We start from the raw sequence: 11867 nt of genomic DNA, 5'->3' as shown, positions 1-11867 counted from the left end.
TCCCGGCTGCTACCGGGCCGACCCAGGAGGCCGGCATGACGCCGATCCGAATCACCATCGCGGGACAGACCATCACGGCGCAGCTGTCGGACAATCCCACTGCGCTCGACCTGGCAGGTCAGTTGCCGATCACCTTGAGCTTCACCGATCTCAACCAGCTCGAGAAGATCTCCAAGCTTCCGCAGCCCCTCACCACCGACGGCGTGCCCGAGGACGCCGACCCCCAGGTGGGCGACCTCGGCTATTACGCCCCGTCGCAAGACCTCGTCCTCTACTACGGCGACGTCGGTTACTACAGCGGCATCGTGAGGATCGGTCGATTCGATGGCGCCCACACCGATTTCATCGGCGATCAGTCCGATGGCTTCGAGGTCACCATCGACCGCGGCTGATTCCTTCCCCACGCGAGCGGTCTTGCCCGTTGGATGGGCGTCCTAACCCATGGGCCCGTCGGGCATGGGGGCGTTGCAGCGGTCCCGGAAGTCGGCTGCGGGTTGCCTGACCGCCTTGAGTTCATCGCTGATCTGGGGGTTTGCCGTGAAGTACGCCTCGACATCGGTGTTCATGACGTCTTTGGGCTTGCCCTTGAGGCTGGTGAAGAAGTCGTTCACCTCCGGGTGGGTGAACAGGTAGGACGCGGTCGCCGCGTTCACGCCGGACATGGTGCCGGCAAGGTCGGCCGCCGTGCAGTTCGGCGGATCGGCGGCGGCAATTGCGGATGTTCCGGTGAGCATCGCACCGGCGATCACGCCAGCGCCAATCAGGTGACGAATGAACATGTTCGAGGCTCCTTGATCGAATGAGTGTGAGGGCACTGGGGAAAGTCTCAGCGACGGGGACCGATAGCGCCGGGCCGGCCTGGCAAGCCGACACCGGGTCCACCGATCCCAACTCCTGGGTTCCAGATGACGTCCATGCCCCAGTCGTCGTCGCAATACCAGGGGTCGGCGCAGTACGAAGGGTAGGCAGCCGATGGGGGGGTGGGACCGCCGCCGCGGACGTCGCCCTGTGCGCACACGGTTGCGTAGCCGGCGCCGGCGCAGTCCGCGGCTGCGGGTGACGCAGTGAGAACGCTGGCAGTCGTCACCGCGATGGCGAATCCCACATTCAGATATCTCTGTCTCATTGGAACTGCTCCCCCTCTACCGTGGAGGTCCTCGCCCGTCGAGCGCGTAACCAGTAGTGGGCAGAGTAGTTGCGGGAGAGTTGGCGCGCGTACGAGACACCCGAATACGATGCGGCGCAATTCCTTCAAGGCTTCACCGTGGCACTTCGCAAGACGTCCGGGGGGTGGCGGATCGCGGCCTGGGCCTGGTCGAAGGGCAAGCAACAACCCATTAGATCGTGGTCACCTCGGTGACGCCGACGGCCGAGGCCGCCGTGGCGTCGGCCCCAATCCGTCGCAGCGTGGCTCGCATGATGTGACCGACGAAGGGGCGGATCAAGGACCAGTAACGCAGGAATCGACGCCTCGACACGGGATCGGTCGTCATCGTGCGGCATTCGTAGGTGACCAGGGTCGCGGACCGGCCGTAGGGCAGGAATGAGTAGTTGGCGGCGATCTTGCCCCAGCCGGGTTCGTCGAATTCCTTGAACTGGTCGACCGCGACATCGCGCCATTCGATGTTGGGTTGCCAGAATCTTCCCACTGCGCCGAAGGCTATTTCGCGGTCCTGGTGTTCTCCGAGGAACGTCCACCCGGGCAGCGCCATGTCGGCGTCCATGACGAGTTTGGGCGGCGGCGGCGGCGTCTTACCGGATAACCGAGCAGGCAGGCCACGCAGCCACATGGACAGGTCGAGTATCGGCGAGTGCACCGTGAGGAGATCGAGCGCACGTGCCGCCGCGAACGTCGTGGTCGGATCGGCGGCGACCACGAAGTGCTCACTGAGCACCACGTCGTACTCGGGCATCATCGACTCGATGATGAACGCTGGGGGCTGAGGTGTGGTCACGACGCCCATCGTCGATCGTCCTGCAATCCGAGACCAGGGTCGATGGTCCTCGGTTCGGTGCCGAGTGCTCTCCGCTCGGCTAGCCGGTCAGCGAGATGCGGGACACTTCGACCAGTTCGGTGGCACTCCTTGGCTGTTCGAACGAGGTCTCGGCCGTGCGGCCGGTCGTATGCAGCGTGGCGATGGTGTTGCCGAAGATCGGACCGTTCAGGTTCTTCCACGTCAGCGGCAACGAAGCCGCCCCGCGCCTGGCCGCCCACCGTCGCGTGACCTTCGCCACCCGGCTTGACCAGCCCATCTTGAAGACGGGCTTGACGAAGGCCGGTACGTAGTTGTGCACCGGCGAGCAGACCAGTTGGTGGACGCGGGCCGTCGCACCGGGCAGGTCGGCCCTGGCGACATAGCTGTGGTGCACGTCCCCCGAGAGCACGGACACGGTCGCCGGCCCGTCCTCTCCGTGGGACGCCACGTCGGCGATGAGTTGGCTCAGCTTCAGGAAGGAGTCCTCGAATGCCGCCCAGTGCTCGAAATCTGCTGTCTGACGAACCTTCTCGGCGAGCTGGCCGCGGAGCCCCCCGCGGTTGGCGGCGATCTCGTTGACCATCTGCATGTCACCGATCACCGGCGGCAGCAGCCACGGCAGCGACGAGCCGAGAATGAGATGGTCGACGTCGCCGAGCCCGTCGTTGACCTGCTCCGCCAACCACGCGAACTCACGGTTGCCCAACATCTTTCGGTCGCCGGAGTCCAGGATCCTGGCGTTCCTCGAATCGACCATGATGAGGCGGCTGCGGCCGAGGTCCCATCGGTAACTAAAGCGAAGTCCCTTGTCGTCATCGACCTCGGTGTCGGCGCGGTCGGCCAACTCGACCAGGTGCGGCCATACGTCTCCCTGCGCTGCGAGCACTTTCTGATAGTCCTCGTCGGCGTCCAGTTCGGCGGGACTGAGATTGCCCAGATGCTGGTACACCCAGTACGACGCGAGTCCGGCTCGGATGCGGTCGCGCCACCATGGCTTCTCGTTGACCTCCTTGCGCCACGCTCCCGAGGTGTTCCAGTCATCCCTGATGTCGTGGTCGTCGAAGATCATCGCGGTGGGAATGGTCGACAGGACCCATCGAATCTCGGGGTCGCCCCACGTATGCCGGTACAGCCCTTCGTATTCGGTGAAGGACACGACTTCGTCCGGTGGACGTTGGCCCGACGAGCGCCGCCCGGCCAGATGCCGACGGGCCTCGGGGGTGAGCTCATCGGCGTAGACCTGGTCACCGAGCAGGATGAGGGCGTCCGGCCACTCATCGTGCGGCAGGTCGGGCAGTCGCGACGCATAACAATCCAACGCGTCGAGGCCGATCTTGTCGTCGAGCTTCTGGTCACCGGTCTTCGGGTAGCGACACGACCCAAAGATGATGCGCAGTTCGTCGACCGTGGCTCGCCCTCGCGTCCTGATCACACTCGGCGGGAACTCGGTCTCCGGCTCCGGCCACACGTCTGCGTCGTCGACCCGCACGCGGTACTCGGTGGTGGATCCCTTCTCCAGGCCCTCGACCAGGACCAGCGCGTAGTGGCAGCCCTGTACCTCGAACGTCTTGGCGGTGCAGCCGAGCACCTCCACGGTGGCGGCGGCAACCGTTTGTACCCAGATGGTTGCGGTGGTTTCGCCGACGTGGCGCAGAACGGGGCCGAGCAGAAGCGACATTCGACGAGCTTAGGCTGGCTACCGCGGTCGCGGCTGGACCGCCCTCTAGAGTCGAACAGAATCAGACGTCAGACGGAGACGGAGGACCGTACGTGGTCGAGTTGGTGTGTAGACGCGAGGCCGTGCAGGAAAGTGCGGGTCGAACCTCATGACGATCGGACCCACCGGGCTGCCGCGCCGCGAGGTGCCTGCGGCCTTCGACGTCGGCGCGTCGGCCTACGACGGTCTCGTCGGGGCGAACCCCGGCTATCACGAGCATCTCCGGATCTCGGCCCGTCGCATGGGGTTGCCGAACCAGGGGCGTGGGTTGCGGCTGCTCGACGCCGGTTGCGGCACCGGAGCCTCGACGGCTGCCCTGCTCGCAGCCGCCCCCGAAGCGGAGATCGTCGCGCTCGACGCGTCCGCGGGCATGCTCGCCCAAGCGAAGGCGAAGGACTGGCCGTCGTCGGTTCGGTTCGTGCACAGCCGAGTGGAGGATCTGGCCGAGGCGGGGGTGACCGGACCCTTCGACGGCATCTTCGCCGCGTATCTGCTCCGCAACCTCGCCGATCCCGATGCGACGCTTCGCGAGTTCGGCACCCTGCTGCGTCCCGGTGGGACGCTGGCGATCCACGAGTACTCGGTGCGGGACTCGGCCGTGGCGCGGGCGGTGTGGAACTTCGTGTGCTTCGCGGTGATCATCCCGATGGGGAGGGTCCGCACTGGCGACGCTGGGCTGTATCGCCACCTGCGCAGTAGCGTCAACTCCTTCGACGGTGTCGCGGCCTTCCGCGACCGGCTCGGCGCCAACGGCTTCACGGCGGTCACCGCCGAGACCATGCCAGGCTGGCAGCGCAACGTCGTGCACACCTTCCTGGCCAAGGCGCCCGCCTAAAACCCGTGCCGCTCAACGGGTGTAACGCCTCCGGCACCGGGTAAGGGATCGCAGGGGAACCAGGCGATCTACGGAGGAAACAATGGCTAGTGGTGTAGCGGCGGTATGGATGCCGGTCGAAGACATGCAGCGCGCGCTCAAGTTCTACGGGGAGACCCTGGGGCTGTCGGTGAAGACCGAGGGTGACGACTGGTCTGAGTTGAACGCCAATGGGGTGTCCATCGGGCTGAACGCGCGCGAAGCCACCCACGGCGTCGGCGGCGGGGGTGCGATGCTCACGTTGCAGCCCGACATCACCCTGTACGACGAGATCGTCCGGCTGACGGACGCGGGCGTCGAGTTCATCGGCGAGGTCAGCGACAACCCATGGGGCCGGATCGCGTCGTTCAAGGATTCCGAGGGCAATGCCTTGCAGCTGTTCGAGCCGCCCTCGGAGTAGACGTACTCGAATCAGCAGGCGATCGCGGGCCCGTCTCGAAGGTTGAGGCGGGCCCGATCCTCGACCTACACCGTGTCGATCACGCGCTGCGCGATGTCGACGAGCTTGACGTTCGATTCCTGACTCAACTGGCGCAGCATCTCGAACGCCCGCACGCTGTCCACGCCGAAGCGCGACATCACGATGCCCTTCGCCTGTCCGATCTGGTCGCGACTCAACAAGGCGGCGTTGAGTTGACGTTCTTCCTGGGTCGCGACGATTGCCGCTGCGGCATGTGCGGCGAGGATGCTGCCGATCGATTCGGCGTCGACGTCCCAGTCGTTCGGCTGAAAGCCGAAGAGATTGAGCGCGCCCGCCGTTCGGTCAGCGGTATACAGCTTGAAGGACAGACCGCTCAGGACGCCGATCTCTACGACGGCGGGTGAGTACTTCGGCCACCGTTCCTCGGCACGGAAGTCGTTGGTCCGGACGACGGTGTCCGCTAGCGCGGCTTGGACGCACGGCCCCTCGTCGAAGGTCATTTGGAGGATGTCCAGCTGATGTGGCAAATCCGAGGTGGTCGAGAGGGATTCGAACCCCCCACGCTTGATCAGCAAGATGCCGGCCGTGTCGACTCCAGGGATCAGCTCCACCGCCGCTGCCGTCACTTCGTCGAGGACCGACTCCAGGGAGCGATCGCGTCGCATTGTGCGGGCCAGGTCCGCCATGCGCTCGCCAAGCTCGAACTTCGATGTTTCCAACACGCGAAGAGCGTTCCCCACAACGGAGATGCCAAACCTCCGGCGACGATGACAGCGAACGGCCAGCGGCCTCGGCGGCTCCGTTCTGAACCGCCGAGACCTTGACGGACGTGGTGGCCGGCCGCCGCGTCCGCCTGCCTTCCTGCTACCCCGCCTGTGTCGGAGTAAAACCGGCCGCCCGAAAACTTGAGCTCCCGCCCTGCAGGAAGACCAAGCCTCGCAACGCTTTTGATGCCTGGTGCAGGCGAACTCATGACGCTTGTCACACCGTCGCCGGGATCCGAGCCGCGGCAGCCGACGCCAACATGTCCTGGCGCAGAGCGGTGAAGTCCGAGATCGTCTTGGTCGCCACCGTCGCGACCGGACGGGCATCACGACCTGTGGCCTCCTTCTTGGAGACCATCACCACACTGTCGATGTAGGGCTGAATGGTGGTGGCGTTCTGCACCGTGGCGACGATGACGAGCTGGAAACCGAACTTCTGAAACGCCTGAAGTGCCTGTTGGGCGAACTGCGGGTCGGACTTCGAGAACGCCTCGTCGAGCATCAGCTGCGCGAAGACCGGCTGGTTGTCCGGGCTGTTGGGGCTCGCCAGGTTGAAGCTGAGGGCACCCGCCAGGCAGAACGCCATCAACTTCTCCTGCTCGCCGCCGGAGTTGTCGCCGGCGTTGCTGTGGGTGCGAATGAGGTCGTCGCTCTCGACGTCCCATTCGGCGCAGTCGAAGGTGAACCGGTTGCGCACGTCGAGTGCGTCTCGGGTCCACGCCTTGTCCTCCGGAGCGGTGGACGCCAGCCGGTTGCGCAGCCGCAGGATGTCGGCGTACTGGTCCAGGATGGCCTGCTTGTCGCCCAACCCCACCTCGGCGATGCGCCGCGAGATGGCCCTGACGATCTCGGTGAGCTCGGTGACCGCCGTAAGACTGCGCGGGGTGGCCCGCAGCGTCAGGCGGGTGCCGCGGTTGAACTCGACCGAACCCAGACCGGTGTTGACCCGCTCGATCTGCTCAGTGATCCGACGGGCCTCCTGCTCGGCGACGCGATGCAGGGTCAGGATGGCGTCCGGCGCCTGCTCGGTGACCAGCCGCATCATCCGCTCGTAGGCCTCGGGCAGCTCACGCTCGTCGATGTGCCGGCACAACGCCACGTAATCGTGCACGCGTTCGTCGAATACGTCGCTGTCGTTGGGGATGGCATCCGGGAACGCGGTATCGAAGGTGTTGAGGATGCGGGCCAGTTCGTCGTAGGAACGTCTGCGGCTCTCGCGGAGTTGCTCACGCTCGCGGCGGATCGCGGTGAACACCGCCTCCCGGTGCGGTTCGGGATCGAGGAGCTCCAACGTCACCGGCACCTGGCCGGCATACCTGTCGAGCAGTTCGGTCAACGGTTCCGAGACGAACGCAGGAGCCAGTCGTTCGTGGAGTTCCAGCAGTCGGGTCCGCCTGCCGTCGAGGTCGTCGCGACGGGTCTGGATGGCGCCGCGACGGGTCATCAGGGTCTGGATCTGCTCCCAGCAGTCGTCGGCGCGCGCGTTGAGCGCCTCGATGTCGGGATGGTCGGCCAGCAGCAGTTCGTATTGCTCCCGCAGGCGGTCGGCATGCCCGTCGGCCGTCTCGGCGTCGATCTGGTTCCACTGCGGGAACTGCTCGCAGATCGCCCTGCACGCTGCGGCCCGGTCCCGCCACTGCTGACGTTCGGCAGCAATGTCGTCGGCGGCGCGCCGGGCCCGATCGTGATCGGCGTCGGCGGTGGCCAGGTCGACGGTCAGCGCGTCGATCTTGGCGGCGACGTCACCCTGATAGATGTAATCCGCCTGTTTGAGCGGACGACGGTCGTCCTTGATGGCCAACCGGTCGGAGTCCTTGTAGAGGCCGGTGTCGGTGACCGCGCGGCGGAAGCGGGGGAAGACCTCGGGCGTGTCCACGCAGAGGTGATCGCCCGCCGCGGTGATGACGTCGGCCGCCTCGGCGGCGCAGAGGTGGGCCGGGTCCACGACGAATAGCTTGCCCGCCAACGTGTTCGGCTCGGCCTCGACGGGATTGGCGCCGACGAACTTCGCCCGGACGTGGTGCAGCTGTATTCGTCCACCCACGTTCGTGTCGTTGACGAAGCGCAGCACGGCGGCGTAGTGGGCGTCGGGCACCATCAGCCGCAGTCCGACGCCGCGCAGGACCTTCTCCACGGCGACGCGCCAGCGGCCTTGCTCGGGCCGCAGATCCATCAGTTCGGCGATGTAGGGCAAGTCCCGCTGGTCGATGCGCAGTGCGCTGCAGATGTTTTCGCGCATCGTGATGGCGAACTCCGGCAGCGCCGACCCGACGTGTTCGACGCGGCGCAGCTCGTTGGCGGCTTCGTCGCGGGCGATCCGCGCGACCTTCTGGGCGTACTCGGCATCCGTGGACGCCTCCCGGCCACGGTCGAGTTTGGCCAATGACTCGGTGGCCGCGGTGGTGAGTTCGTCGCGCAGTACCCAGAATTCGTCGGCGGTGTCCGGGACGTCGAGGCCCTGCGCGCGGATGAGTGTCTCGTAGGCCGCGCGCCGCCGCGAGACTTCCTCGGCGTGGGCCTCGGCTCCGGCCACCTGGGACTGCAACGGCCCGACGCTCGCACTCGAGCCGTTGATCTGTGCGTTGAGCGAATCACCTTCTGCCCTGGCCAGATTGAGCTGTCGGGTGACGTCCTCGTACTCGTTGCCCAGTTGATCGATGGCGATGTCGAGTGACGCGATGTGGCCGGGGCATTGCGCCGATCGGAGATGATCGGTGTACGCCCGCACCATCGGCTGGTCGACGAGGTCGATGATGCCCAGGTCGGAGGATTCCGAGGCGTAGCGATGCTGGACGTCTTCGATGTCGCCGAGGATCTTGCGCTTGCGCTGGGCGACGGCGAGCAATTCGCGGGCCTCGACCAACGGGTCGATCTGCTTGAGCGCCTCGGGCAGTCGCACCAGGCTGCCGGGCTCGTCGAGCATGAACTCGCGGACGAACTGCTCCAGTCCGCCAACGCTCTTCAGAGACTTCGCCTTGCCGAGCAACTGCTGGGCGGCATCGGAGGCGCGGATGCCGATGGTCGCGTACAGCTGGGCGAGGTATTGCGATTCGACCTTGGTGGAGAACCGCCAGTCGTCGTCCTTGAACACTCCCGCGTCGAAGCGGCCCCCTGCCCACCGATTGCAGATGCCCTCGATGTCGCGATCGCCGTCGGCGAGGACGAACCTGCTCGAGGAGTCCGATCGCGAATCGCCGGTGAGCCATTTGAGCACCAGGCCCGTGACGGTACGTCCGGTGTTGCTTCGGTAGGTGACCGCGATCGCAGACCATGCGGTGCCATCACCACGCAGGTACATCACCTTGCTGGCGCTGCCGTCACTGCGCTGGCCCCAGGCGCCGCGGACGTACTTGTCGACGGTGCGCCGGCCCGCGCTGGAACCGGCGGCCGAATGGTCGCCGGAAGCATTGAAGTTGCGCCGGTTGAACGGCAGGAATCCAAGTGAAATGGCATCCAGCAGTGAGGATTTACCACTGCCTGACGCGCCGGCGATCAGTGCGCCGCCAGGACCGAACGGGATGGTGTGGTAACCGTCGAACACACCCCAGTTGATGACCTGCAGGCGGGACAGATGGAACTGCTCAGGCATCGAGCTCCCCCTCTTCGAGGTCCTGGCCCGCGCTGCCGCCGCTCAGCAGCAGCTCGAACTGACCTTGCAGCTCGGTGATCACCGAGGCCGTCATGACGGCATTGATGACGGGGCTCACCGTATAGCTGTCGTCGTCATCACGGCTCTTGCGCAGAATCTCCAACCCGGTCAATCGCGCGATGGCGGCGTCGATGCGGGCGCTGAAGGTGACGGTGTCGCGGTCGATCTCGTTGAGCACCCCAGCGAACAGTGCGTGCACTTCGTCGCGGCTGATGAGGACGGTGTGGTTGCCGGAGGCACGCATTATCTGCGCCAGGTGCAGCGCCAGGATCGAGTCGTAGGTTCCCAGAGGTTCACGGCGCAACAGCTTGGCCCCGCGGGCGGAGTCGTAGCGGGCCTGCTCGACGAAGGCGACCCCGCCATCATTGAAGACGTCCTCCACGATGCGCAGGAGCAGGTCGAGTTCGGACAACCGCACGGTTAACTGCGTCCGGTACTCCAGGACCCAGCTGTACAGATCGCGATCGGACTCGGCGCTGACGTAGCGCCGGGTCAGAAGCTGTTGCAGTGCCCAGCAGGCACGGTCGGGCAGCTCGCTGACGTCGCCGTCGAACCGGGGTCGCCGCTGGTGCGGGATTCGAGCGACCTGGTCGACCTGCGGAAGCGCGGAGAACCCGGCGTAGTCGGTCCCATGCTCCTCGCGCGAGCGCTCGTCGGTCCCATGCTCGGTCACGGCGCTGCTCCCAGCAGGCTCGAAATCGGTTCGGTGAACATCAAGTACGGGATCTCCATCTCTCGGTCGCGCCCATCGAGGGACTGGAAACGCACCGTGGCCGACTCGGGGGCTGGCGCTGCGTCGGGCTGCTTCAAGGCCCAGGACCACAGCACGATGACGTGGCCGAGGTAGGCCGAGTCGAGCATCTGCACCGCGTCGGGCAGCGACACGGGGCCCTCGGCGAGGGCGCCGTTGATCATGTCGGACATCGCGGGGGCGTCGACCTGGGTGGTCAGGGCGGCGAAGCTGGACAGGTCGACCTCGCTGCCCGCCGACTGCGCCGGCTTGGGGTTGGACACGTCGCCGATGCGGAAGCTGAGCGCCCCCACCGAGCTGATGGCGTGGCGGGCGAGGGGCAGTTCGAGCGGTAGGCGCGAGTCGGTCAGCGACACCTTCAGCAGGGCGCGGGCGGCACCGATCGCGTCGTTGAGCTGGCGGGCGACGCCGCGGCTCTGCTCCAGCGTGCCGAACGCGGTGAACCGCTTGACCCTCTGGGCGCAGCGCTGCTGGATGCGTTCCACCTCGTCGATCTGATGACCAACGAGTTCGAAGAAACCGGCCATCACCCGGCGCAGCGCCGGGTCCAGCGCGGGCAGGGCCTCGGCGACCGCGGCGACGTCGGCCTCGAATTCGGCGCGCTGGTCGGGATCGTTGATCATGCGCAGGAAGGCCCGGTGCGAGTCGCGGCCCTGGGAATCCCAGGCGGCCTGGTAATCGGCGTACATCTGGCGCTGGCGGTCCCGGTACTCGACGTTGGTGTCGATCGGTTCCCCGAGCGCGGCGGTGGCCTGTTCGATCATCGTGCCGTACTGGCCTATGTCGGTGATCAACCGCTCCATCTGCAGCGCGATGGCGCGGGCCTCGTCGTAGGAGTCACTCAGGTCGACGTCGGGCCGGTCCGACGTGGCCTCGGCATCACCGTCGAGACGATCCAACTCGGCGTGCAGCGCGGCGATCTCGGCATGGAGGCCGGCCCGAATGCGGTCGGGATCGTGGCCCACGCGCAGCGCGACCTGCTTGAGCCGCGACGCGATGCCGTTGATGGAGCCGCCGGTGGCGATGGTGTCCTGACGGCGCATGCCGCGCAGGAGGTCCAGGGCCCGCCGCGCCTCCTGCGTCAGGTAGCAGAGGTTGCGTTCGACACCCGTGCGCTGGTCGGCCACCCGGTGCAGCCAGCCCTGGCTGGCCCAGGACTTGATGAGGGTCAGGCCGGACTGCTCGCCGCCGGGGCGGCCCAGTTCGTCCAGGTCGCGTTCGAGGCGCACCACGAGTTCGGCCTCGGCGATGACCCCCTCGCTGAGATGCCGCTCCATCAGCGTGGCGTAGACACCCAGGTTGAGCGTGGCGAGCAATCGAAGGGTGGGCGAACCCTGGATGTCGCGGTTGAGCTCGAGGAGCTCGGCAGCCGACATGGTCGTTGGGTCGTCCACCTGATTCCCTCCCGTTGGCTCCGCGTGACGTGTCGACGGTCCAAGATAGGGCACCGCGGGGACAGCGGGCCGCGTGCAGGGGTGGCGCGGACGGCGTGTCGGCGTCGGTCTACCTCAGGTACCGCATCAGCCGCAGGAGTCCCACGGGGCACGGCGTCCGAGGCTTCGCGATGGCAGACTTCGTCCCACCGGTCCGCGCCGATCATGGGGTCCGTCCGAGGGGATCCGGGTACCCGAACTCTCCCGTCCATGGTTCCCAAACTTACTGTCGGCGTTGATCTTTCGGTGACGAAGCATTGCGCCGGCCCGACCCGACCAGGT

At 66.4% G+C, this 11867-nt stretch carries 10 protein-coding genes; 3 read left to right on the top strand and 7 right to left on the bottom strand.

Going from position 1 to position 11867, the window contains the following annotated elements; all coding sequences use genetic code 11:
• Nucleotides 1-35: 35 nt before the first annotated feature.
• Complete coding sequence (locus QUE68_RS17010; RefSeq protein WP_284235739.1) at nucleotides 36-392, top strand: cyclophilin-like fold protein; 357 nt, start codon at nucleotides 36-38, stop codon at nucleotides 390-392.
• A gap of 42 nt (nucleotides 393-434) precedes the next feature.
• On the opposite strand, the gene QUE68_RS17005 is transcribed toward QUE68_RS17010, so the two are convergent.
• The 3 genes from QUE68_RS17005 to QUE68_RS16990 form a co-directional block, all read right to left on the bottom strand.
• Nucleotides 435-779, bottom strand: coding sequence for a heme-binding protein (locus QUE68_RS17005; RefSeq protein ID WP_284235740.1), 345 nt, complete (start codon nucleotides 777-779; stop codon nucleotides 435-437).
• A gap of 558 nt (nucleotides 780-1337) precedes the next feature.
• The gene (locus tag QUE68_RS16995; RefSeq protein ID WP_284235743.1) at nucleotides 1338-1955 is read right to left on the bottom strand and encodes a hypothetical protein; all 618 of its coding nucleotides are present in this window, start codon (nucleotides 1953-1955) and stop codon (nucleotides 1338-1340) included.
• A 79-nt stretch (nucleotides 1956-2034) separates the two neighbouring features.
• A complete protein-coding gene (locus tag QUE68_RS16990) occupies nucleotides 2035-3654 on the bottom strand; it encodes an alkaline phosphatase D family protein (protein WP_284235744.1) in 1620 nt (539 codons plus the stop codon).
• A gap of 148 nt (nucleotides 3655-3802) precedes the next feature.
• Here QUE68_RS16990 and QUE68_RS16985 point away from each other — a divergent pair, with 148 nt between their 5' ends.
• Together QUE68_RS16985 and QUE68_RS16980 are read left to right on the top strand one after the other, a co-directional pair.
• Nucleotides 3803-4528, top strand: coding sequence for a class I SAM-dependent methyltransferase (locus tag QUE68_RS16985; protein ID WP_284227255.1), 726 nt, complete (start codon nucleotides 3803-3805; stop codon nucleotides 4526-4528).
• Nucleotides 4529-4610: 82 nt separating this feature from the next.
• Nucleotides 4611-4967, top strand: a complete 357-nt coding sequence (locus tag QUE68_RS16980) for a VOC family protein (RefSeq protein ID WP_284227254.1) — start codon at nucleotides 4611-4613, stop codon at nucleotides 4965-4967.
• Nucleotides 4968-5032: 65 nt separating this feature from the next.
• On the opposite strand, the gene QUE68_RS16975 is transcribed toward QUE68_RS16980, so the two are convergent.
• From QUE68_RS16975 to QUE68_RS16960, 4 genes are all read right to left on the bottom strand, one after another.
• Nucleotides 5033-5674, bottom strand: coding sequence for a GAF and ANTAR domain-containing protein (locus QUE68_RS16975; protein ID WP_284236210.1), 642 nt, complete (start codon nucleotides 5672-5674; stop codon nucleotides 5033-5035).
• Nucleotides 5675-5969: 295 nt separating this feature from the next.
• Nucleotides 5970-9341, bottom strand: a complete 3372-nt coding sequence (locus QUE68_RS16970) for an ATP-binding protein (protein WP_286274172.1) — start codon at nucleotides 9339-9341, stop codon at nucleotides 5970-5972.
• The gene (locus tag QUE68_RS16965) at nucleotides 9334-10074 is read right to left on the bottom strand and encodes a DUF4194 domain-containing protein (protein WP_286274171.1); all 741 of its coding nucleotides are present in this window, start codon (nucleotides 10072-10074) and stop codon (nucleotides 9334-9336) included. The genes QUE68_RS16970 and QUE68_RS16965 overlap by 8 nt, the downstream gene beginning before the upstream one ends.
• Nucleotides 10071-11528, bottom strand: a complete 1458-nt coding sequence (locus QUE68_RS16960; RefSeq protein WP_454786528.1) for a DUF3375 domain-containing protein — start codon at nucleotides 11526-11528, stop codon at nucleotides 10071-10073. The genes QUE68_RS16965 and QUE68_RS16960 overlap by 4 nt, the downstream gene beginning before the upstream one ends.
• Between the last annotated feature and the right edge of the window lie 339 nt (nucleotides 11529-11867).

Source organism: Mycolicibacterium sp. TUM20985, assembly GCF_030295745.1.
Taxonomy (GTDB): Bacteria; Actinomycetota; Actinomycetes; order Mycobacteriales; family Mycobacteriaceae; genus Mycobacterium.
Note: the sequence above shows the minus strand (reverse complement) of the source record. Positions and strands in the feature narration are given on the sequence as shown.